A 23,117-nucleotide genomic window follows, 5' to 3' on the forward strand; every position below is an offset into this window, starting at 1 on the left:
TTCGTATCCCCTTTGTAATCATCAATCGCAATCCGAGGAGGAAGGTGATCCACCTTCTTCACGAGGGGGGCCGCCAATTGATCAAACCGGCGCATGGCAGTTGTCACGGACGTTTGGAATTGATTCGCTGTGTCCGTAAAGTTCTTCCCTTGAATGAGCCGTAAGCGAAACGCTTGATTCCATTCCACTGTCTGACGCTGATATCGCTCTACAAAACAGGCTTTCTCCGCAAACCGCTTCCCGCATCTGCACGCGTACCGGCGCTTTCGATAGAATAGATACACCCACCGTTCAAAGAGCTTGAGATGTTGAACTTTTTGGATGCGGTAATCATGGATTCTCTCGGTTCTCTCCCCGCAGGATGGGCAACGATGAGGCGTTCGCGGCATTTCTACATGGAGCGCGATAAAGTCCTCTCGTTCCTCCATCTTTGTGACCTTCACACCTTTTAATCCGGGCAAATCCATGGTAAAATTCATCGTACACGTAGCTCCTATCCTTTCTTTGTTTCTAGGCAATTCAAGGATAATGGATAAAGGAGCCTGCGTGCATTTTTTTTGCCCTCTTTTGTGCAAAAACCCCAACATTTATTGTAGAGCCAAGATTAATCACCTGTAACAACAGAGCTCACTGATATAAAAATAAAGTGGTGCTAGCACCACTTTATTTTGCATACTCGACCGCTCGGGTTTCGCGAATGACAGTGACGCGAATATGTCCCGGATAGTCAAGCTCCTCTTCAATTTTCTTCGTAATGTCGCGGGCGAGCTTATGGGCAAGGACATCGTCGACGATATCCGGCTTAACCATAATTCGCACCTCGCGCCCCGCTTGAATGGCGTACGTTTTTTCAACACCATCGAAGGACTCTGAAATCTCTTCAAGTTTTTCTAGGCGTCGGATGTAAGTTTCAAGCGTTTCCCGTCTCGCTCCAGGTCGTGCGGCCGATAATGCATCAGCTGCAGCAACCAATGAAGAGATAATTGATGTGGCTTCTGTATCACCGTGGTGTGAGGCAATCGCATTAATGACCACCGGATGTTCCTTGTACTTTGTCGCTAACTCAACACCGATTTCCACATGGCTTCCTTCCACTTCATGGTCAATTGCTTTTCCTATATCATGAAGCAGGCCGGCCCGGCGGGCAAGTTTTACATCTTCCCCCAACTCCGCTGCCATTAGTCCTGCTAAATATGCCACTTCCATCGAATGCTTTAACACATTTTGGCCGTAGCTCGTCCGGAACTTCAGTCGACCTAAGATTTTGATTAAATCTGGATGGAGCCCGTGGATGCCCATTTCAAACGTCGTTTGTTCGCCGTATTCTCGAATGGCCTCGTCCACTTCACGGCGAGCTTTATCAACCATTTCCTCAATTCGAGCTGGATGAATCCGTCCATCTTGAACGAGCTTCTCTAAAGCGGTTCGAGCAATTTCTCGTCTGATCGGATCAAACCCAGATAAAATAACAGCTTCCGGGGTATCATCAATGATGAGATCAATCCCTGTTAGCGTCTCTAAGGCTCGAATGTTGCGTCCTTCCCGTCCGATGATACGTCCTTTCATCTCATCGTTCGGTAAATTCACAACAGAGACAGTGGTTTCCGCTACATGATCCGCAGAGCAACGCTGAATCGCGAGCGACAGAATTTCACGGGCTTTTTTATCCGCCTCTTCTTTCGCTTTTGCTACGCGCTCTTTGATCAGCAAGGCCGTTTCATGAGCCATCTCCTGCTCGACTTCAGCGCGGATGACTTCACGTGCCTCTTCGCGAGAAAATCCCGAAATTCGCTCAAGCTCTACTTGCTGCTTGTTCAAGATTTCCTCCACTTTGCTATCCATCTCTTCAATTTGTCGTTGTTTTTTGGTGAGAGATTCCTCCCTTTTATCCAATGATTCCTCTTTTTTGTCCAAGGTTTCACTTTTCCGGTCTAGAATCTCTTCTTTCTGAACCAAACGATTCTCTTGTTTTTGAATCTCGTTTCTTCTTTCACGAATTTCGCGCTCCGCTTCTGTTCGAAGCTTATGAACCTCATCCTTCACTTCAAGGATGGCTTCCTTTTTCCCCGCTTCGGCTTCGCGCTTCGCATCTTCAACGATTTGTTTCGCAGCATGTTCGGCGCTGGAAATTTTCGCTTCGGCAATCGATTTTCGAACAAGATATCCAACAACTGCACTGACTGCAGAGACAACAAGCAAAATGGAGATGAACAAGACGTTAAATTCCATGCTCTTTCACCTCCTCTTGCTATCTAATTGTTGGGATTCACATTACAATCATTCATTTTCTCATAATTAAACACACGAATGCCACAGAAAAAAATGGTTAACATTTTGTTGCATTCTTCTTTATTCTATCGGTGATACAGGAGATTGTCAAGTGTTGTCAATTTTAACAACTTCGCTGACGCCATCGCGAATGTCAACATGATAGGCTGTGTCCCCTGACTCCGCCAAGTGATGATTATGGGTAATCATTAAGATTTGGCGCCCAAACATCGTAGCTAATGACCTCAAAAACTCATAAAGAGGCTGGACATATTCCTCGGAGACGTGCTTGCCTGGCTCGTCAAGCAAAATCGGGCCTGGCATGGACGGTTGTATCGTTTCAAGCAATGCAACCCTAAGGGCGAGAGTGACGATGTCGACTACCCCGCCTCCTCTCGATTCCTGTGGCTTCGTTTTGACTTTTACTCCCTCGTATTCTGTTAACACGTAAAATTCAGCGACCGCTTTGCTTCCATGCTCTTCAAGTTCAATGTGAAAGGAAAACAATGGTCCAAACACATATTGCAGAGCATTCGTTACGAGCGATTCTATTTGTTGCTTCGCTTGCTCCCGTGCATATTCTGCAGACTGTTGCAAGAGAATTCGCGCCTTTTCATAAACATCCCTTGTCTCACGAAAAGATTCTAGCTGTTTTAGCTTTTCATCCAATTGCTTTAGCAGTAGCTGTCTTGTCGCATCAAGCCGTTGCCACTCTTCATTCGCTTTCTTCAATCGTTGCTGGACGCTCGCAAAATGGACAACATACTCACTCATCCCGCAACAGTTCCTTTGGAATTAAATCCATCGTTTCCTGGAGGCCTTTTTCGATTTCCCGCTCCAAGCGTGCAATTTCTCCTTCTAAATCCTCAGGTTTTACGCCAAGCTCCTCCAAATCTTCCAATAGGCGTTTTCGCTGGTTTTCAAGCTCCTCTAGTTTCGCTTCAGCTCGGTAGCGCATATCCTTTCCTTTTTCAATCGCTTCCTTCATTTTTGCTAGCTGTTGTTCTACTTGTTTCATGGTTCCATCCTCCAAATCTTTACTCAACCGATCAGTGGCGAATCGCCTGACCACAGGTCGGGCACGTACCTTCCTGTAAAAGAAGCTGATGATGGTCATGCTCAAGCTTGATCAGTTCTTGTTTTGTTTTATGTAAGAAGGCTTGTCCATCGTCCATTCGTTTTCTCACGTGTTCAACTTGTTGCTGTAACTCTTTTAGTTTCCCCAGCTTTTCGAGCTGGGCGTTTAACTGTCCAATCTGCTCGTTCGCTATGACGGCCCCATTCGATTGATCTTTTTTTTCTTGCCATTGAATCCGCTCTTGTTCATAGTTCCGCCATCTACGATAGATAGTGTCAAGGTGTTGCTTCCGTTCGTAATAAGCTTGCAGCTTATGAAAGTTGACGATCCGATCTGTTGTGACAAAGGACGTTTTTTCAAACGCCGCAAAGGCATGATGCTTAACCCTTTCCTGTTCGTCCCAATACCGCTTATGTTTAGATAGGACTTCAAGCCTTCCTTTTAGTTCACTCATTCTGTTCAACTGCTCATTCGCTAATGCCATTTGATTTGTTTTCTGAATCCATAAGTGGCACTTTGTCACCTGTGTCTTTAACTCACCTAGTTGGCGATGAAACTGACGATAAACCGTTAGGCGTGAGAGAGCCGCTTGAATCCGTTCATACCCATGGATCCACTCCTCAAGGTGTTGTACCCGCGTCAGCTGCCTCCGAACGTGGGCTTGTTGTTCCCTTTGTTGTTCCAGCGCGCGCTCGAATTCCATAAGCTTTTTCTTTTTTTCCTCAAGCTGGTGAAGCTCGTTCATTTTCTGTTCCGCTTGTTCAAGCTTCCGCTTATGTAAATCGAGCGATTGAAAAGGAAGCAATTCCCCCTCGATTCGTTGTGCCTCTTCTTCATCATACTTCATTTTTTGATTCAATCTCGAGAGGTCTTTCGTCGTATCGCGTATCGCCATGTCCAAAAAGTGTGCACCACTAATTCGACCGATTGCTTTTGCTCGGATCGCTCCTGTCTGATCAAGGAGAAATGGTCCGTCAAGCTGTTGAGCAACGTGAAGCTGGATTTCATGATCACGGTCAATTCGAAGTGGCTTCATTCCGTGGGCGTCCAGCACCTCTTGTGGAACATGAATACCAAATCCCTCTAGGATAAGGTCTTCCTCCTCTGGCCGCTTTATGACATAACGATTCTTCGAAGGAGTACGTTCACGAACAATGGTTGTTCCATCAGTAAACGTCACACGAACACGGACAAAATCAGCACCTGCCCTCATGAAGTCCGTCCCTCTTGGCAAATTAAACAAGGCCCAGCGAATGGCCCGTAAGATTGAGGTCTTTCCACTGTCAGATTCCCCGACAATGACATTCATCCCTTCGCCAAATTCAATAACCGTATCAAGGTGTGATTGAAAATTTTCAAGCCTGACCTGATTAATCGTACTCATGTTCCCCACCTTTCCAAGCTTCCTCAATGACGGTAATTCTCCTTAATGCCTCTTGTTTCACCGGTTCTTCCACATTGGACATCGCCGCAATTTCATTGATCACATCATTCATATTTAACGACTGGAATTCGGCATGCTCTTTCACTTGCTGAATAAAGGCATGAAGTTTTTCTTCTTGATTTACAGACTTTTCTAAAAAGCTCCGATCAAGAACCTCTTCGCCATTTTTCGCTGATTGTAGCGGACGCTCCTTTAAATCAATACCATCTTTTGTAATCGTCCCTAAAATGACCGTAGGAGTGCGGACAAGCTCTGTCCAGTGGTTGTTAATCCGAGCAATGGCCCCTGGGTTGCATATGTAACGTCCGTCCTTTTGTTTAATGCCAAAGCCACCGTGAAAATGGCCTGTTAACAACACGTCCGCACTTGTTCCCCATATATGATCGATCAATGTATGTGGAATTCCTTCCGGCAAGGCTTTCTCAACGAGCATACTATGAACGAGATGGACCATCACATCCGCTTCATGGACATTCACCGGATAATAGTCAAGCTTCGGATCTCGCTGATCAATATCGTAATGGTACGGCTGGCCAGAAATTTGGACTTTCACTCCATCTTTTTCAACTAACACGGGCGTTTGTGGATCGATAATGTGAATGATTCCAAATGAATGAAGCAATCCAAGCATCGTGCGTGAAATCGTCTCAGGATTATGCCCAAATGTGTCATGATTTCCAGCAATCGCGTAGATCGGCCGTGAGGTTTTACGGAAAATTTGCGCAAACTGACCGACAACATTTGGTGAAAGGTCAGGCCGATCAAACACATCCCCCCCATGGAGCAGCATATCCACTTTTTCCGTCTCTGCGATCTCCATTACTTCATGGAGCTTGTGTTTTAACGTTTCCACGAACGGATCTAACCGATTTTTCGGTGCTGTTCCGCGAATATGTGTATCTGTAAAATATAAAAATTTGATCATTTGCTCGTCTGTGGCTTAATCAGAAGCCTTCGCACCTACCTTTCCATTAAACTATGGGATGACCATAACGAAAATCCCCCTATGTCTATTGTAACGTTAGGGGGGACGTACAGCACGTATATTATTTCAAATCGAGTGGGAGATCTTCAAACTCCTCTTCCGATGGAGCCTCCACCTCAATCTCTCCGTTCAAACCGTAATGCTCGCGAATTCGGCTTTCAATTTCCTCCGCAGCTTCAGGGTTTTCCTTTAAAAATTGTTTCGCATTCTCGCGCCCTTGACCGAGACGCTCGTCATTGAAGGAATACCAAGCTCCGCTTTTTTGCACAATATCAAGCTCAGAAGCAATATCTAAAATCGAGCCTTCACGGGAAATCCCTTCACCGTACATAATATCCACTTCCGCTTGTTTAAACGGAGGAGCCACTTTGTTTTTCACGACTTTAATTTTCGTCTTGTTACCGACCATATCGTTTCCTTGCTTTAACGTCTCTGCACGGCGCACTTCGAGACGAACAGAGGAATAGAACTTAAGCGCTCTTCCCCCCGGTGTCGTTTCCGGGTTTCCGAACATAACACCAACTTTTTCACGAATTTGGTTAATGAAAATCGCAATTGTTTTTGACTTATTGATCGCACCTGAAAGCTTCCGAAGCGCTTGAGACATTAGGCGTGCTTGCAAGCCAACATGGCTGTCACCCATCTCCCCTTCTATTTCCGCTTTCGGTACAAGAGCTGCCACACTGTCGATGACAATGACGTCAATGGCCCCGCTGCGAACTAACGCTTCAGCGATTTCCAACGCTTGTTCTCCGGTATCAGGCTGTGACAATAAGAGCTCATCAATGTTTACACCTAGCTTTTTCGCATAAACCGGATCAAGGGCATGTTCCGCATCAATAAACGCAGCTTGACCACCATTTCTTTGCACCTCTGCAATCGCATGGAGGGCAACGGTCGTTTTACCAGATGATTCTGGACCATACACTTCAATAACTCTTCCACGAGGGTATCCACCAACACCCAGGGCGATGTCAAGGGCAAGAGCACCGCTGGAAATGGTAGATACACGTTGTTCTGCTTGTTCTCCCAGCTTCATGATCGAGCCTTTTCCGAATTGCTTTTCAATTTGTCGTAACGCCATGTCCAACGCTGCTTTACGATCACTCATCTATCATCTCTCCTCTATTGATACGATCCATTATACAAATAGGCGAATCTATGTTTCGTTCCTTTTCTATCATACAATGTTTTGATCCATTTGCCAACCATTTTTACGAACATTTATTCGCTTTTTTTATCATAGAAGATGAAGAAAAGGACTGAATGCGCTCAGCCCTCTCCAACGATTATCGTTCGACTCTATTTTTGAAATGTTCTTCGCTGTGATTCCCGCTTTGGACGAGGTTTTGCTGGCTCAAGGTTCACACGAGCACCGTTGATCCTTGAGTAACGAAGCGCTTCATAAACAAACGGAGCCACTTCTTCAGGCACTTCAACAAACGTGAATTTTTCAAAGATGTCGATTCGGCCGATCGCCTTACCAGGAATGTCAACAAGCTCTGCAATCTCCTCGACAAGAATCTTTGGACTCATATTCACATTTCTACCAACATTGATAAAGAAACGGACCATGCCTTTGGCACCACCGGTTTCCCCAAAGCTATATCCCGCATCCTCAGGAGTTGTGTCCATCGCGTAGTTTAATTGAAGGAGAGCAGAGATCACCTCTTTTGAATCGTACTCTGCCATCAACTCTTCAGTCATTTGCTCGAAGAGGTGCTTTTGGTTAGAGCCTTTCTCAATTCGATGGGCGATTTGTTTCTTCCATGATTCTTTTTGTTTTTCCACCACATCTTCAATCGTTGGCACTTCTTGAGACGGGATTGACATTTTAATTTCTTGTTCGATCGAACGGAGATGTTTCATTTCCCTTGGCGTGACAAGCGTAAGTGCAAGCCCTTTACGTCCTGCACGGCCTGTACGACCGATCCGGTGAACATAGCTTTCTGGATCTTGGGGAATATCATAATTGATCACGTGAGAGACGTTCCCCACGTCAATCCCTCTCGCCGCCACATCGGTGGCAATCAAGAATTCAATCGATGAGTCACGGAATTTCCGCATAACTGCATCACGCTGAGATTGTGTTAAATCACCGTGTAATCCATCGGCAATGTAACCGCGAGCTTGCAATGCTTCCGTTAGCTCTGCCACCCCTTTTTTCGTCCGGCAAAACAAAATTCCAAGATCAATCTGCTCGCTGTCAATAATCCGGCAAAGAGAATCTAATTTATTCCGCTCTAACACTTTATAATAAAATTGATCGATAGAAGGTGCTGTCACTTCACGTCGATTGATGGATACGGTTTGTGGATCGTTCATATATTTGCGAGATAGCTTTTTAATCGCTGGCGGCATCGTCGCAGAGAAAAGCAAGGTTTGGCGCTCATTTTTCACCTGGCGCAGAATGGACTCGATATCATCGATAAAGCCCATATCAAGCATTTCATCAGCTTCGTCTAAAATCACTGTATTAACGTGGTCTAAAATTAACGTTTTCCGACGCAGATGATCGATAATACGACCCGGTGTCCCAATGACGACTTGAACTCCTTGTTTTAAAGCTTTGATTTGATGAACAATCGATTGTCCCCCATAAATCGGAAGGGTACGAATTTTTTTGTGCTTGGAAAGCTTTTGAATTTCTCCTGACACTTGGATTGCTAGCTCTCGTGTAGGTGTTAAGATAAGAGCCTGTACATGGCGGCCCGTCGTCACTTTTTCCACTACTGGTATGCCAAACGCAGCTGTTTTTCCTGTTCCTGTTTGGGCTTGGCCAATGACATCACCACCTGCAAGGATTGCAGGAATCGCCTTTGCTTGGATAGGAGATGGCTCTTCAAATCCCATCTCAATAATCGCCTTTTTAATTTCTTCTCCAATTTGTAACTCATTAAACTTTATCATTGCTTCGTTCATTCCACCTTTTTATTCTGTTCAAGATCTGCTGGCATCCGTGCTTTAATGTGCGCTCACGAATCTGTTCACGGCTGCCAGAAAGTTGAAGGGTGATCGCTTCCGGCTCGTCATCTCGGAAGCACAAACCGATAAATACCGTACCTGGTTCTTTTCCTTCGGATGGTGACGGTCCAGCTACACCTGTAAAACTGATCGTCACATCAGCCTTTGTTAGCTTTTTCACTCCTTGTGCCATCGCTATAGCACATTCTGGGCTGACTGCCCCGTGCTGTTCTAACACGTGTGGAGGGACGTTTAGCCAACTTTGCTTCATGTCATTAGTATATGTGGTTATCGCGGCAAGAAAACAGGCAGATGCCCCAGGAATATTTGTTATTCTGGCGCCGAATAATCCTCCTGTCAGGCTTTCTGCACTAGCAAGCGAAAGCCCCGTTTTCGTTAAACACGAAACGAGCTTTTCCATTAAAGAAGTTTCGTCATATCCATAAAAATAGTGACCGACCCGCTCACGTATCTTCCTCTCTGTTTCATCTAACAGCAGCGCTGCCTGTGTTTCATCATGATGCTTTACTGTTAACCTTAACGTGACTTCTCCTTCGCTGGCAAGGGGAGCAATCGTTGGGTTCGATTGACCATCTATGAGATCTTCTAGCTCGGTCTCAAGCTTCGATTCTCCGATGCCAAAAAAGCGCAGTACGCGGGAAATAATTTGCACATCGCCAACATGGCTGCTTAAGAATGGAATGACTTGCTCTGTCACCATCGGTCTCATTTCCCGTGGCGGACCTGGTAAAAGAACATAGGTGACCCCTTGATGGATCGTCGCCATACCTGGTGCCATGCCATAATGATTTTGAAAAATAGTAGCCTCTTTCAGGACGAGTGCTTGTTTGCGATTGTTTTCCGTCATTGGCAAGTTTCGTTTCTCAAAAAAGGAAACAATTTGCTCAAGGGCTACTTCATCGATCACAAGCTCTTTGTGAAGAAACGATGCCACAACCTCTTTAGTCAAATCATCCTTCGTTGGCCCCAGTCCCCCAGTGAGGATGATCAACTCGGAACGTTTACTTGCGATTTCAAGCGTTTCCTGAAGTCTTGTCGCGTTGTCACCAACGACAGAGTGATAAAAAACGTCAACCCCTGCTTTTGCTAGCTGCTGCGAGAGGAATTGGCCATTTGTATTCGCAATTTGTCCTAAAAGCAGTTCTGAACCGACAGCAATTACTTCTGCTTTCATGTGAAAATTCCCTCAGTCCTACTTAGATTTCAACAAAAACTCTTTGTTTTTCAGGAAATAATCGACGCCTGAAACAATCGTTAAAATGGTAGCAACCCATAACGCGATTATCATAAAAGGAAAACCTACTGCAGCAAAAGGAACGTTATAAAGCAAGCAGGCAATTATCGCCACGATTTGCGAGACCGTTTTCCATTTTCCGAGCTTACTTGCTGCGATCACTGCTCCGTCAGAGGCGGCCACAAGACGAATCCCTGTGACAGCAAACTCACGGCTAATGATGATGATGGCCATCCATGCTGGAATTGTTCCAATTTCTACAAGCCCCACTAATGCCGCCGTCACGAGCAGTTTGTCAGCCAGCGGATCAAGGAACTTCCCAAAATTAGTTACAAGCTTCCATTTCCTTGCATAATAACCGTCAAGCCAATCAGTAGCAGCCGCTAATACAAACAGAAACAGGGCGACTAAATGCGAAACAGGGATTTCCACACCGAACAGCACCGCTGTACCTAACGGAATGGGGGCGAGCAAAAACAGCATAAATAACGGGATTAACCCTATTCGTGATAACGTGATCTTATTTGGTACGTTCACCGTATTCGACCCTTTCTTTTATGCTATCCTTACGAATTATCGCATATTAACAAACTGTACGGGAAAGTCCAAGTCTTGCTCTTTCACCAATTGAATCACTTGCTGTAAATCATCGATATTCTTACCCGTTACCCGAATTTGATCGTTTTGGATTTGCGCTTTCACTTTTAATTTTGAATCACGAATAAGCTTTGTCAGCTTCTTTGCCCGCTCACCTTCAATTCCCGAGAGAAGGGTAACCACTTGGCGAACCGTGCCGCCAGCCGCACGCTCAATCTTTCCAAAATCCATCGTCTTTTGTGATAATCCCCGCTTAATAAACTTTGATTTTAAAATGTCGATAACACTTTCTAATTTGTACTCATCGTCTGAAATGAGGGTAACTTGCTCATCCCCTGTTCGCTCGATTGAGCTTTTTGAGCCTTTAAAGTCATAACGATTCGTAATTTCTTTCATCGCTAAATTAATGGCGTTATCCACTTCTTGAAGGTTTACCTCTGAGACAAGATCAAAAGAATGCTCTTTTGCCACGTTCATCATCCTTTCATACTGCATTGAAAGCAACGTTTTTAGGCCTACGTAACATTGTACCATAATATGGACTCATTTCGTAATTTTAAATCACATTAAAAGAAAAAAGCTACTGATGAGCCAGTAGCCATAGGTCTGAGCCAGTAGCCATAGGTCGTTCTTAACGTTCTGATGGGTTAAACACAATGTTCACACGTTGATGTGGGGTGTCAAGAGGGAATTCGAATGCCTCGTCATTAATCGTCAAGTTAACAAAAGTGGAAGCGCCGAAATTAAATTCAATTTCCTCTTCTCCACTAAAGTCATAAGTCTGCTCATCACCTTCTCCGGCATTGGCAGCAAAAAATGTATTTCCAAGGCCATTCTCAATCGCCACATAAGACGTCCCATCAAATGTAATCTCAACATCAAATCGATCGGTTCCACTCAATTCATAATAGGAACGATTGCCAACAGATTCAATGTGAACAAGCTCTGATTCATCAGCCTCTTCCGCTTGCTCGTCTTCGGCAGCATCGCTTCCATTGTCCTCTGGTTGCTCTTCTTCCTCTTCAACTTCTTCTACGCCGGGATCTTCACCAACTTCCGCTTCCACATCATGCTCTTCTGGCGGTGGCTCTTGTGCCCGATCGTTCCCTTGTGCAAAATACCAAATGCCGATCGCAAGCAATAAAATCGCCGCTACAGCAGCCACCATCGGCAAGAGGGAAAACAACTTTGATTTTTTCTTTGGCACAGGTGGTGCGGTACGCTTCATACGTTCACTACGAGCCGGTCGATCTGGCAAATCTTTTTGCGGGTTTGGCAATTCATTCGAAAACTCATCAAATAACTGCTCAGGATCGAGCCCTACCGCTTCTGCATACGTTTTAATAAAAGCTCTCGCATAAAATACGCCTGGCAGTACATCATAGCGTCCTTCTTCAATCGCAAGTAAGTAGCGCTTTTGAATCTTAGTTGTTCTTTGTAAATCATCCAGTGATAATTGTTTTTCCTCACGTATTTCTCGCAAACGTTGACCTAATTCTGACACTTTTAACACCTACCAACTAACTAATATCGAAAGAGGAGAATCCAGATTCCACCATATCATATGTAATTTCTTCTCCTTCTTCATTCCGCAGCTCGATTATGCAATCGAAATCGTCGAGTTCGTATTCTGTTTCACGAATAAAAATATCTGGGTGTTCCACTACCTTTACAGCTGGCAATCTCATAATGTCGCGAACAAGCATGCGATGCTTTTCATTAGCTCTCATCGTTGAAACAATGCCATCGATGATGTAAATATGCTCTTCGCTCAGCTCATCATCCGCCAGTTGACTTCGTACGGTTTGCCGCAAAAGAGTAGAAGAAATAAACGACCATCGCTTGTTTGCACAGACGCTAGCAGCAACAATTGACTCCGTTTTTCCAACACGCGGCATCCCACGAATACCGATTAAATAATGCTCGTTGCGCTTAAACAATTCGGCCATAAAATCAACAAGCAAGCCGAGCTCCATACGAACGAATCGAAACGTTTTGCGGTCGTCTGCATCACGTTCAATATAACGACCGTGGCGAATCGCTAACCGATCACGGAGTCGTGGCTCACGAAACTTTGTCACAGTGATATCTTCAATCGTCTCTAAAATCGTACGAAATCGCAAAATCTGGTCGTCATCGACGCTACGAATTAACATCCCTCGACGCATATCATCGACACCGTTGATTGTCACAATATTACAAGAAAGCATTCCGAGTATTGATGAAATATCGCCTAAAAGGCCTGGACGATTTTTATGAATTTGATATTCTAGGTACCATTCTTTCACGCTCATCAACTGTCATCCCCTTATGAAGTACAAAGGATCATTCCAAACGCCTAACCGCTTAATTTCACATAAGAAGGGGCTACTTTCTAACAAATGTTAACTAACCTTTATAATAATTCATTTTCTACTTATTGAAAAGGGATTTCTGTCATAACCCATAAAATCACACCGAAAAAAGTCGTTTTATGAAAATAGCCCTGGAAATCATCATAAAATCGTAAACATTGTGTGAGACTAGAAAGGAAAATTCCTCCTTATTTTCCAGTCTCGGAACCAGAAGAAAAAACGCCGCGACTGCGGCGTTTTTGATTTGTCTTATCTATAATCGCTACGAACGAGCTTTACCATCATGTTTGCAATCGCATGTTGCTCTTCTTCATTTGCGACTTTCCATAAATCAGCTAAGATGCGCTCTTGCTCATTTTGCGGCTCCACTTGCTTCGCCAAATATTCACCAACTTGATAAGCAACATCAGAAATAACACCATCGTTCATTCCTTCGGATTCGGCTTGTTGTAATCGATCGCCCAAAAAATCTTTCCACTGTTCCCAGTTGTCTAATACAGACATGTTGTACCCTCCTCAAATATCAATTTCGTGATTAGTGTGCCAAAGAGGGTGGAAAATATACACAAAACAGAAGGAAATATTTCTTTGGTCACTTTATTAACAATACCAGCCGCCATTTACGGACAATACGTGGCCATGAATGTAAGTCGCACGCTCTGAGCATAAGAACGCGACGGTTTCAGCGACTTCCATTGGAGTTCCTAGTCGGCCTGCTGGGATTTCTTCTGTAAGAGCTAAAACTTCCTCCTCCGAATAGCTTGAAAGCATGGAAGTGTTAATCGCTCCTGGAGCCACACCGTTCACTTGTATGCCGTTTGGCGCCATTTCTTTTGCTAACGCTTTAACGAAGCCATTCATGCCACTTTTCGCAGCCGAGTAGACGACCTCATACGCAGCACCTGTCTCACCCCAAACCGAAGAAACCGCCACTATCTTCCCGTAGCGGTTTCTTAGCATATGAGGGAGAAATCCCCGAGAGAGTTCCATGAAGCTAAACAAATGTTGTTGGAAAGTTCTCATGATGTCTGACGTGGACGTATCGAGAAACAGCTTTTCTACGCTTTGTCCTGCGCTATGTACGAACACATCGATCGCCGAGCCGCATTGGGTTAAAAGCTCCTCCACTCCAGCGGCATGGCTAAGGTCAGCCTTGACTGTGACCACTTCCGCCTGAAGCTGCTCGCAGGCAAGACGAACGTCGTCAATGCTCCGCTCATTTTGATAATAGTGTAAATAGAGGGTCGTATGAGGAGCGGCTAATGCCTTTGAAATGGCCGCCCCTATTCCCCCCGATGCACCAGTAACTAAAACCCGTCGCTGCTTCACCCTTCCTCATATCCTTCTGGCTTCACTTGGCAAACGGTGAAACGCTCTTTTTGGAAATGATCATGTAAAATGTCGGTTAGCTTCTCTACCGTTAAGGATTCCAACGTAGGAACAACATCAAACAAGTTCATTTTATTGAATTCATAACGTGTAAATTGGTTGGCAATGAACTCAGGTGAATTAAGGGAGCGTAAAAATCCGCCAATTTTCTTTTTAATGACTCGTTTTACTGCAGCTTCATCAAGAGGTTGCTCCTTAAACGCTTCGACCATCTCCTCAATACGTTCAGCCAATCGATTAGGTGATTTTGTATCACCGCCCATAATCGTAAACCCAAAACCGTATTCAGATGTGTGGTCAAATGAGAACGTATCATTAATGAGCCCTTCATCATCGAGCTGTTCGTATTGTTTTGATCCTTGGCCAAACATGAGCTCAAGTAAAACATTGATTCCTAGTTCGCGAACGAGTAGATCCTTCCCTTGCCGGACCGGTTGTTTTTCTTTATAACCGACTAAGCACTTTGGTGTTTGAACCGACATCGAAATCACGCTATGAGGCTTCGCCACCTTCTCAGGCTCTGCTGGGAAAAAGCGTTGAATGTCGCCTGCCGGCTTAAATTCTTTTTTCCCTTGATTCTCTTTGACTAGTGTCATCATCTCATTTACATCAACAGGGCCGACGATGAATAAGAGCATGTTGGACGGATGGTAAAACGTTTCATAGCACGTATAGAGCAAATCTTTCGTTATCTTAGAAATAGACGGAATCGTACCTGCAATGTCAATCTTCACTGGATGGTGCTCATACATGTTTTCAATCACACCAAAATAATTTCGCCAATCAGGGTTATCATCATACATTGTAATCTCTTGACCGATAATGCCTTTCTCTTTCTCCACCGATTCTTCGGTAAAGTAAGGATGTTGGACAAAATCGAGCAGTGTCTCTACATTTTTCTTTACGTTTGTCGTGCTTGAAAATAAATAAGCGGTTCGAGTAAAGCTCGTAAACGCATTACATGAGGCTCCTTGCTTGCTAAAAAGCTGGAACACATCCCCTTCTTCATCCTCAAACATTTTATGCTCTAAAAAATGAGCAATTCCATCGGGAACATGGAGCGCTTCTTTTTGGTTCAGCGGAATAAATTCTGAATCAATTGAACCATACTTCGTCGTAAACGTAGCATAGGTTTTGTTAAATCCTGTTTTCGGGAGGATGTATACGTCTAAACCGTTCGCCAGTTTCTCATGGTAAAGGGTTTCTTGTAATTGTTCAAAAGTTACGTTATTCACGCTTGCTCCTCCCCTTTCAAGAAATAAATGGTATCGAGAACCACTTTGTTAGCCGCAGCTACAACTTGCTCCTTCGTAATCGCATCGATTTCGGCAAGCCACTTCTCCAACGTTCGCTCATGATTACTGACGATATTATGATACATCACTTCAATTTGACCCCTAGGAACGTCAGCCGTTTCTAACAATTGATTTTTTAACATGGCTTTCGTTTGCTCAAGCTCTTTATCCGTAAAACGACCGTTTTTCATTTCTTCGAGCTGTTCTTTAATGATGGTGACCGCTTTTTCGTAATTGGTAAATTCAATCCCTGACATGACGATAAGTAGTCCTTTATGGCTTTCAAACCTAGAAGCTGCATAATATGCTAAGCTTTCTTTTTCCCTTACATTAATAAAAAGCTTTGAATGAGAGAAACCGCCAAACAAGCCGTTCATCACTTGCATGGCGACATAATCTGGGTCGCCATACGTTGTATACGCCCGAAAACCAATGTTTAGCTTTCCTTGCTTAACGTCTTGTTTTTCGATGACCTCACGAGCTTCCTTCACTTCAGGGCTTGGAATAGAGGCAGGTACACTATCCGTCTTCGCTTCCTTTTGATACGTTGCTAGCTTTGAAAAAGTGTCCTCCACTGTACTCATGAGCGACGGGTCCCCTTTTTCGCCTAAAACGAACAGGTCGATCCTGTCGGAGTGTAGCATTTGTTCATAATAACGGTAAAGCTCCTCTGCAGATAGCTGTTCAACCTGCTCACGTGTTCCGTAAACAGATAAACCAAACGGTTCGTCCTTGCACATTTCTTCTGTCACTCGCAGGCTCGAATATCTCATCTTGTCATCATAAAGGGATTCAATGCGCTCTAAAAGAGAACGCTTCTCACTTTTGACGACCGCCTCATCGAACTTGTTGCCACTCACCTTTGGTTCAAGTAATACTTCTGCTAAAAGGGAGAGCCCTTTTTCGAAAAGCGGTGTGGAATCAGAGAGAAACTCTTCATTTGCCACATCGAGGCGGATCGTGATAATGTGCTGTTCTCCTTTTTTCTGCACATCGGTTGCTAATGTTGCCCCGTACAAATCGTCCAATCGGTTTCGCAGGTCACTCCTCGTTGGACTTTTCGCCGTACTGTTTTGTAATACGTTCGCAAGCAATGCTCGCTTGGCGACCGTCTCTTTTTCAAGGGGTGCCTTTACCATTAACATGAGCGTGTTTGTTTTATACTTATCCGTTTTCAATAGATGCACATGAAGCCCGCCAGCTCGGGCATAGCTTTCCTGCAATTCATTCAATTCATTCAGCTCCTTTGTCTATCTATAGGAAAAGTCGATACGTTTTCTTTAGGTTATGCCTTCACACGTTTTCTTACAACGTGGAACGTAAATTTATCTGCACGAAAGTAGTTATAAGAGTAAAGAACGGGTGTATCATATTGGTCATAGTGCATCTGTTTAAGTAAAAGGAGCCCTGTCTCTGCTTCACATTCTAAGATTTCAGATACCTTTTCATGGAAACCAATCGGTTCAATCGTTGTCACCGCATGGGTGATCATCCGATCAGAGCCAGATTCCAAATGGTCGAGAATGGAGTTGATCTCGTGAACAGAATGCTGCCCGATTAATTCAGCCGGAAGCTTGTCAAGACAGTAAACAATTGGCACCCCGTCGGCTGTCCGCACTCGTTCAATCATCATGAGCTGGTCTAGGTTATCTGTTTGAAACCTCCGCTTATCATCGTCTGTTGCTTCGATCTGATAAGAAGATAAAAAGATCGTCCCAGGCTCCATATCCGCATGGCGTATCATGTCGGTGACACTGTATAATTCCTCAATTCCTGCCGAAAAAAGAGGCTTCGTATGGACAAATGTGCCTACCCCGTGTCTACGAACCACAACCCCCTCTTCTTCAAGCAGACGAAGGGCTTCTCGAAGTGTTGCCCGAGAGACACCTAACTGCTTGGACAGTTCAAACTCAGATGGGAGCTTCTCTCCTTCTTCATAGACACCCGATTCCATATCATGCTTTAATTTATCAATGACCTGTAAATACAACGGCCTGTGATCGACTTTAATCACATGAATCCCCCCTTGATTCTCCCTCTCAAAAAATACTCCTTATGCAGCCATTAATGGGACGAAGCTTCATCGTCTTGTGCCTGAACGAGCACCTCTCTCGGCTTACTGCCTTCGTACGGGCCGACAATACCTCTCGCTTCCATCTCATCAATGAGCCTCGCCGCACGTGTATAACCGATACGGAACCTTCGTTGTAACATGGAAACCGATGCTGAGTTCATTTCAATGACAAGGTTTACTGCATCATCATAGAGCTCATCATCCACTTTCTCTGTTACTTTCGTCTCTTCCGTCGGCGTCATTTCTTCAGCATATTGAGCTTTCTGCTGGGCGACGACAAATTCTACGATCGTTTCCACTTCTTCATCAGATAAAAAGGCCCCTTGGACACGGGTCGGTTTCGTTGCTCCCATTGGCAAGTAGAGCATGTCTCCACGGCCTAACAGTTTCTCGGCTCCACCTGTATCTAAAATCGTCCTGGAATCCGTCTGCGAGGAAACTCCGAACGCGATCCTTGACGGAATGTTTGCTTTGATGACACCGGTAATGACGTCCACTGATGGACGCTGTGTTGCTAATATCATATGAATACCAGCTGCCCGTGCCATTTGCGCAAGTCGAGCGATGGAATCTTCCACATCGCCTGAGGCAACCATCATTAAATCTGCAAGCTCGTCCACAATGACCACAATGTATGGCAACGTCGGTTGCTTTGCATCTTCCTTTTCATTTTGGCGCGTAATCATTTCATTATACCCTTCAATATTTCGCGTACCTGAATGGGAGAACAAATCATATCGTCTCTCCATTTCCGCAACGACTTTCTTTAAAGCCTGCGATGCTTTTTTCGGTTCAGTGACAACCGGTGTAAGCAAATGAGGAATGCCATTATAGACATTGAGCTCAACCATTTTCGGATCGATCATCATCAGCTTCACTTCGTGGGGCTTCGCCTTCAGTAAGATGCTCGTAATGATCCCGTTGATACAAACGCTTTTACCGCTACCTGTCGCACCTGCCACAAGCAGGTGGGGCATTTTGTTTAAAGGGGCAAAAACAGGCTCACCAGAAATATCTCGACCAAGCCCAACCGATAATACGTTGCGATCCGCCTTAGCTTGCGGAGAATCAAGCACTTCCCTAAGCGTTACGATCGCCACTTCTTGATTCGGCACTTCAATCCCAATCGCTGATTTTCCAGGGATCGGCGCCTCGATGCGAATGTCTTTTGCGGCTAGAGCCAAGGCTAAATCATCGGCTAAGTTGACAATTCTGCTCACCTTCACTCCCACATGGGGATTCACTTCATATTTTGTCACAGCAGGACCTAAGTGTACCTTTGAAACGTGAGCTTTTACACCGAAGCTTTCAAGCGTTTTTCTTAGTTTTTCTGCGTTTTTATGTAGCAGTCGTTTCTCCATCGATTGATTTGGATTGTTTGGCAATTTCAATAACTCAATGGTTGGTAATTGATAATCATCATTCGGTGTTACAGCGGTTGCAAGCGATACAGTTGGCATCTCTTCTCCTTCTTGACCTTGAGATGCTAGCTTATCTTCCTCAGGTGCCTCTTTGCTCACCTGATCCTCTTGCTTAGCTGGCTTCACCTGCTGCTTAACCGTTGCATCATTTTTCGCTTCATGACTCACCCTCTGAGAAAAGTCGACGATCTCTAACGGTTGATCGTTTTCTTCTTGAGCAGGGTCTTCGTTACGGCTGCGTTTCGCCGCTTTTTTCTCTTTTCGTTCCTTCAACAGCTTACGATCTTGCTCCAGCTTTTCTTTTGATTCTTGACGAAATTGCTTCCATTCATTCCATGTCCCTTTGATAAAGTCGACTACCCATAAATACGTACGGCGGATTGCTTTTCCGAACAAATCTGTGATGGAATGGCCGGTAAGCAAAATCAATCCAGCCATAAATAAAATAAAACATAAAAACAATGTCCCACCGTCAGCAAATAAAAAATGGCTGGCTGCATAAGCTATCGCTCCGATCATCCCTCCTCCTAGATCGGAATGCTGAACCTCACCATACATATCAAGCCAAAATAAATTCCACGTGTTACGAATAACGGATTGATCGCTGAATCCTTCGTTTCCTTGGAGTTGTCCAAACAATCCTACATGGCTAAAAAGAAGGGCTGAAAGCAGCATCAAGTATAGGCCGCCGATCCTTCTTGACCATAGGGGTGGTTTCTCTCGCTTAACCATAATGTAAAGCGCGGCTACAAGCAGCGCAATTGAGAGAACGGCGTACCACTCTCCTAGGAAAAAACGAAACAACCGAACGAGCGTTTCACCGACCGTACCTAACTGTGCTAATGCGACTACGGCAATAACCAAAATGCCGAGCCCTACTAGCTCAAAGGTTAGTTGGGATTGCCATGCAACTTTTTTCTTTTTTTTACGTTTAGCCATCGTGTCACCCTCTACTACTTAAACAATCAAGGAGGATGCTACATAAGAAGCAGCCATGTTGGCTGCTTCCACCATCCTTGGATGAAATTATTATAGCACAGACAAAAACATCACTGCATCCGAGGAAAACGGAAAATAGCAAGTTTCCCGTGCTTAAAGTTGCGGTTTCGCGTAAATCACCGTTCCGGGTGCGAACCTTGACTCTAAATAGTGACGAGGGTTGCTGCTTATTAAACGGACTACTCTGTATTCAGATGAGGACATCTCTTCTACGATCACCATCGCTCCGTCTACGTCAATGGTCCGCACATTTCCCGATGGCTGCGTGTCTTCATAGAAGATCGATTCATATGGAACCATCGTATACAATATCATTGCATCATTTCCCCTTCAGGATGGGGTAGCTGCTGCTTTTCGATGAGTTCCGTTAATTTCTGCATCGCTTTTCCGATCCCTCCCACTTCATCAATGAGTCCGTATGTTACGGCGTCAGTTCCAATGACGTTTGTCCCGATGTCCCTCGTTAAATTCCCTTTTGAAAACATGAGCTCCTTAAACTTTTCCTCCGAAATATGAGAATGTTTCGTCACGAAGCTAACGACCCGTTCCTGCATTTTATCTAAATATTCAAATGTTTGCGGTACACCGATGACAAGTCCTGTTAGCCGGACCGGGTGAATCGTCATCGTCGCAGTCTCAGCAATAAATGAATAATTAGCGGCGACCGCAATCGGAACGCCGATCGAATGACCCCCTCCTAATACGAGGGTGACGGTAGGCTTTGACATGGTCGCAACCATTTCGGCGATGGCAAGTCCTGCTTCAACATCTCCGCCCACCGTATTTAAAATGATCAGTAATCCTTCAATTTTTTTATTTTGTTCCGCGGCTACAAGCTGTGGAATAATGTGCTCATATTTGGTCGTTTTGTTTTGCGGAGGTAGCTGCATATGCCCTTCAATCTGACCGACAACCGTTATGCAATGGATATTGGACTGTTCCATTTCTGGAACGTTCGTTTGACCCAATTGCTGAATTTTTTCAATAATGCCTGAAGGCTTCCCTTCTTGATTAGGCTCTTGTTGCGGTTGCTCTGGCTGCTGAGGTTGCTCTGGCTGTTCATCTTGTCGTCCGTAATCCATGATCATCCTCCTTTTCATCGTGGTGTTAGTATAAACGGCAAGGGAGCATTTCATGCGACAGCGATATTTCTCAGAAGCAAAAGAGGCTGGGACAAAACTAGCCAAAAATAGTAAGTAAAAAGGTTCCAAGCAAATAATAAGTGCTTGGAACCTTTTTTGTGGAGTTTTTCTTATTTCCTGGCCCTATGTCACCGTTCGTGGCCGTGTACTTTCTCAAGTTCACGGCCATAAATGCAAACCCCAATTCATTTTTCACTTTATCTTTGCCTCTGACGGACATTCGAGTGAAACCCAAATTAGCCTTCAGAAAACCGAACACTGGTTCTACTTCAACTTTTCGTTTCCTGTAAATTTCACCAGTTTTCTCGTCTGAAAGCTTCATACGTATATTTTCTTTTTGAGATTCCCACTTTTCATTAATGTAGACTTTTCGATTGTTGCCTTCTTTTGCTTTCGTGCACAGTTCGCGGAATGGACAGCCTGAACAATCTTCACATTCGTACACTTTAAATTCCCGTGTGAATCCGTACCTGTCTGTTCGTTTGGACTGATGGCTAAACCATACTTTTTGACCATTTGGACATCGGAAAGCGTCCTCTTCCTCATTATAATCCCAATTGTCTACATGAAAAGCATTGTCTTTGTGTTTCCTTTTCTTTTCCTTTCGATACTGATTGTATGTAATAAGTGGCGTTCGATTTCGATTCTCAATGATTTCTTCATAGTTCTGTTCGCTTCCGTATCCTGCATCTGCAACGATATATTCTGGTAATTCGAAGAAATCTTCTATCGTTTGAAGAAATGGAATCAAGGTGCGTGTATCTGTTGGATTTGGAAAAACATCGTAAGCGAGTGCGTATTGACCTTCTGTCGCAAGTTGTACATTATAACCAGCTTTCAATTGACCGTTCTTCATGTAATCGTCCTTCATCCGCATAAACGTCGCATCAGGATCAGTTTTTGAATAGCTATTGCGTTCGCCGAAAGTCTCCATATCTTTTTGATACTTTTGTTTACGAGCAATGAAATCCATGAACTGCTTACGAGCTTGTTTTGGTGCTTTACGTTCAGCGCGAATGTTCTTCCGTTCACTGCCGACCTCACAAGCTTCAATTTTTTTATCATATTCGCTGACTGTTTCGTCTAACTTTTTGACCACTTCTTCCATTTCTTTAACGGTTAGTTCTTCTTTACTTTCTCGTTCTATCGCTGGGATAATTTCCTTTTCCAATAATTCATCATACAGTTGGTTGGACTTTTCTATTAATTTTTCACTATATTGTTCGACGGATTTTCTCCATACAAAGGTAAATTTGTTTGCGTTCGCTTCAATCTTCGTACCATCAATAAAAATTGCTTCTTCTTCAATCAACTCCTTTTCCACGAGTTGATTACGGAATTGGACAAAACATTCGCGCAGTAATTTTTCAATAAGTGGATTGGAACGGAAACGATTAATCGTCCGATAGCTCGGCTCATTTCCTTGGGCTAACCACATCATCCGAATACTGTCTTGGAGCAACGCTTCTATCTTACGACCAGAAAACACAGATTGTGTATACCCACACAAAATAACTTTTAACATCATACGAGGATGATAGGCAGGACGTCCAGTTTGGCGTAAGAAATCTTTGAATGCTTCCTCTGGTATGCTCTCTACAAGGTCATTAATCGCAAAAGCAATATCATTTTCTTGTAATTTTATTTCTAAATCTAGCGGCAAAACAATTTGATTCATGGTATACTGTTTAAACATAAGGACACCTCCAAAAATTATTGTTTAGTCACTTTAATTTTATCAAAAGGTGTCCTTTTGGTTTACACAAAATACGAATAAAAAGGCGTGAAGCCTACACTTTTTAGTGTAAGCTCCTACGCCTTATTTTTTTATTTCCTGGGGTTTTGTCCCAGC

General features: G+C 44.2%; 22 protein-coding genes. All 22 read right to left on the reverse strand.

Annotated elements, in window-relative coordinates; all coding sequences use genetic code 11:
* A partial coding sequence (locus tag E2L07_RS03105; RefSeq protein ID WP_134228827.1) for a transposase family protein occupies positions 1-479 on the reverse strand: 479 nt, incomplete at its 3' end.
* 184 nt (positions 480-663) lie between these two features.
* The gene (gene rny, locus E2L07_RS03110) at positions 664-2,229 is read right to left on the reverse strand and encodes a ribonuclease Y (RefSeq protein ID WP_010898531.1); all 1,566 of its coding nucleotides are present in this window, start codon (positions 2,227-2,229) and stop codon (positions 664-666) included.
* Positions 2,230-2,376: 147 nt separating this feature from the next.
* Positions 2,377-3,042, reverse strand: a complete 666-nt coding sequence (locus tag E2L07_RS03115) for an AAA family ATPase (protein WP_010898532.1) — start codon at positions 3,040-3,042, stop codon at positions 2,377-2,379.
* Entirely contained in the window at positions 3,035-3,286 is a 252-nt protein-coding gene (locus E2L07_RS03120) for a hypothetical protein (protein WP_010898533.1), read from the reverse strand. The genes E2L07_RS03115 and E2L07_RS03120 overlap by 8 nt, the downstream gene beginning before the upstream one ends.
* Positions 3,287-3,317: 31 nt before the next feature.
* Positions 3,318-4,730, reverse strand: a complete 1,413-nt coding sequence (locus tag E2L07_RS03125; RefSeq protein WP_134228828.1) for an AAA family ATPase — start codon at positions 4,728-4,730, stop codon at positions 3,318-3,320.
* Positions 4,717-5,715, reverse strand: coding sequence for a metallophosphoesterase family protein (locus tag E2L07_RS03130; protein WP_053430982.1), 999 nt, complete (start codon positions 5,713-5,715; stop codon positions 4,717-4,719). The genes E2L07_RS03125 and E2L07_RS03130 overlap by 14 nt, the downstream gene beginning before the upstream one ends.
* A 121-nt stretch (positions 5,716-5,836) precedes the next feature.
* Positions 5,837-6,886, reverse strand: coding sequence for a recombinase RecA (gene recA, locus E2L07_RS03135; RefSeq protein WP_010898536.1), 1,050 nt, complete (start codon positions 6,884-6,886; stop codon positions 5,837-5,839).
* Positions 6,887-7,077: 191 nt separating this feature from the next.
* Positions 7,078-8,697, reverse strand: a complete 1,620-nt coding sequence (locus E2L07_RS03140; RefSeq protein ID WP_420897784.1) for a DEAD/DEAH box helicase — start codon at positions 8,695-8,697, stop codon at positions 7,078-7,080.
* Positions 8,672-9,934, reverse strand: coding sequence for a competence/damage-inducible protein A (locus E2L07_RS03145; RefSeq protein ID WP_053430980.1), 1,263 nt, complete (start codon positions 9,932-9,934; stop codon positions 8,672-8,674). The genes E2L07_RS03140 and E2L07_RS03145 overlap by 26 nt, the downstream gene beginning before the upstream one ends.
* An 18-nt stretch (positions 9,935-9,952) precedes the next feature.
* On the reverse strand, positions 9,953-10,531 hold the full coding sequence (gene pgsA, locus E2L07_RS03150) for a CDP-diacylglycerol--glycerol-3-phosphate 3-phosphatidyltransferase (protein WP_010898539.1): 579 nt from the start codon (positions 10,529-10,531) through the stop codon (positions 9,953-9,955).
* Between the two features lie 36 nt (positions 10,532-10,567).
* Entirely contained in the window at positions 10,568-11,062 is a 495-nt protein-coding gene (locus E2L07_RS03155; RefSeq protein ID WP_010898540.1) for a YajQ family cyclic di-GMP-binding protein, read from the reverse strand.
* 160 nt (positions 11,063-11,222) lie between these two features.
* The gene (locus E2L07_RS03160; RefSeq protein WP_041820638.1) at positions 11,223-12,095 is read right to left on the reverse strand and encodes a helix-turn-helix domain-containing protein; all 873 of its coding nucleotides are present in this window, start codon (positions 12,093-12,095) and stop codon (positions 11,223-11,225) included.
* 16 nt (positions 12,096-12,111) lie between these two features.
* On the reverse strand, positions 12,112-12,885 hold the full coding sequence (locus E2L07_RS03165; RefSeq protein WP_010898542.1) for a DUF3388 domain-containing protein: 774 nt from the start codon (positions 12,883-12,885) through the stop codon (positions 12,112-12,114).
* Between the two features lie 309 nt (positions 12,886-13,194).
* Positions 13,195-13,449 (reverse strand): DUF3243 domain-containing protein, encoded by a 255-nt coding sequence (locus E2L07_RS03170; RefSeq protein WP_010898543.1) that lies wholly within the window; start codon positions 13,447-13,449, stop codon positions 13,195-13,197.
* 96 nt (positions 13,450-13,545) lie between these two features.
* Positions 13,546-14,274, reverse strand: a complete 729-nt coding sequence (gene ymfI, locus E2L07_RS03175) for an elongation factor P 5-aminopentanone reductase (RefSeq protein WP_134228829.1) — start codon at positions 14,272-14,274, stop codon at positions 13,546-13,548.
* Positions 14,271-15,569 (reverse strand): EF-P 5-aminopentanol modification-associated protein YfmH, encoded by a 1,299-nt coding sequence (yfmH, locus tag E2L07_RS03180; RefSeq protein ID WP_010898545.1) that lies wholly within the window; start codon positions 15,567-15,569, stop codon positions 14,271-14,273. Before yfmH ends, ymfI begins: the two co-directional genes overlap by 4 nt.
* A complete protein-coding gene (gene yfmF, locus E2L07_RS03185) occupies positions 15,566-16,861 on the reverse strand; it encodes an EF-P 5-aminopentanol modification-associated protein YfmF (protein ID WP_053430978.1) in 1,296 nt (431 codons plus the stop codon). Before yfmF ends, yfmH begins: the two co-directional genes overlap by 4 nt.
* Positions 16,862-16,914: 53 nt before the next feature.
* Positions 16,915-17,643 carry a GntR family transcriptional regulator gene (locus tag E2L07_RS03190; RefSeq protein ID WP_134228830.1) on the reverse strand — a complete coding sequence of 243 codons (729 nt, stop codon included), beginning with the start codon at positions 17,641-17,643 and terminating at the stop codon, positions 16,915-16,917.
* Between the two features lie 50 nt (positions 17,644-17,693).
* Complete coding sequence (locus E2L07_RS03195; protein ID WP_134228831.1) at positions 17,694-20,063, reverse strand: FtsK/SpoIIIE family DNA translocase; 2,370 nt, start codon at positions 20,061-20,063, stop codon at positions 17,694-17,696.
* A 153-nt stretch (positions 20,064-20,216) separates the two neighbouring features.
* A complete protein-coding gene (locus E2L07_RS03200; RefSeq protein WP_053430976.1) occupies positions 20,217-20,438 on the reverse strand; it encodes a YlzJ-like family protein in 222 nt (73 codons plus the stop codon).
* On the reverse strand, positions 20,435-21,205 hold the full coding sequence (locus tag E2L07_RS03205; protein WP_053430975.1) for a ClpP family protease: 771 nt from the start codon (positions 21,203-21,205) through the stop codon (positions 20,435-20,437). The genes E2L07_RS03200 and E2L07_RS03205 overlap by 4 nt, the downstream gene beginning before the upstream one ends.
* Before the next feature lie 97 nt (positions 21,206-21,302).
* Positions 21,303-22,961, reverse strand: a complete 1,659-nt coding sequence (locus E2L07_RS03210; protein ID WP_243854893.1) for an IS1182 family transposase — start codon at positions 22,959-22,961, stop codon at positions 21,303-21,305.
* Positions 22,962-23,117: the final 156 nt, after the last annotated feature.

It is taken from the genome of Halalkalibacterium halodurans, assembly GCF_004376175.1.
Lineage (GTDB): Bacteria > Bacillota > Bacilli > Bacillales > Bacillaceae_D > Halalkalibacterium > Halalkalibacterium halodurans.

Bases quoted from the DNA above. Each gene is read 5' to 3' on its own strand.
- rny (WP_010898531.1), bottom strand. From the start codon at position 2,229: ATGGAATTTAACGTCTTGTTCATCTCCATTTTGCTTGTTGTCTCTGCA.
- E2L07_RS03115 (WP_010898532.1), bottom strand. From the start codon at position 3,042: ATGAGTGAGTATGTTGTCCATTTTGCGAGCGTCCAGCAACGATTGAAG.
- E2L07_RS03120 (WP_010898533.1), bottom strand. From the start codon at position 3,286: ATGAAACAAGTAGAACAACAGCTAGCAAAAATGAAGGAAGCGATTGAA.
- E2L07_RS03125 (WP_134228828.1), bottom strand. From the start codon at position 4,730: ATGAGTACGATTAATCAGGTCAGGCTTGAAAATTTTCAATCACACCTT.
- E2L07_RS03130 (WP_053430982.1), bottom strand. From the start codon at position 5,715: ATGATCAAATTTTTATATTTTACAGATACACATATTCGCGGAACAGCA.
- recA (WP_010898536.1), bottom strand. From the start codon at position 6,886: ATGAGTGATCGTAAAGCAGCGTTGGACATGGCGTTACGACAAATTGAA.
- E2L07_RS03140 (WP_420897784.1), bottom strand. From the start codon at position 8,697: ATGAACGAAGCAATGATAAAGTTTAATGAGTTACAAATTGGAGAAGAA.
- E2L07_RS03145 (WP_053430980.1), bottom strand. From the start codon at position 9,934: ATGAAAGCAGAAGTAATTGCTGTCGGTTCAGAACTGCTTTTAGGACAA.
- E2L07_RS03165 (WP_010898542.1), bottom strand. From the start codon at position 12,885: ATGAGCGTGAAAGAATGGTACCTAGAATATCAAATTCATAAAAATCGT.
- E2L07_RS03170 (WP_010898543.1), bottom strand. From the start codon at position 13,449: ATGTCTGTATTAGACAACTGGGAACAGTGGAAAGATTTTTTGGGCGAT.
- E2L07_RS03195 (WP_134228831.1), bottom strand. From the start codon at position 20,063: ATGGCTAAACGTAAAAAAAAGAAAAAAGTTGCATGGCAATCCCAACTA.
- E2L07_RS03200 (WP_053430976.1), bottom strand. From the start codon at position 20,438: ATGATATTGTATACGATGGTTCCATATGAATCGATCTTCTATGAAGAC.
- E2L07_RS03205 (WP_053430975.1), bottom strand. From the start codon at position 21,205: ATGGATTACGGACGACAAGATGAACAGCCAGAGCAACCTCAGCAGCCA.
- E2L07_RS03210 (WP_243854893.1), bottom strand. From the start codon at position 22,961: ATGTTTAAACAGTATACCATGAATCAAATTGTTTTGCCGCTAGATTTA.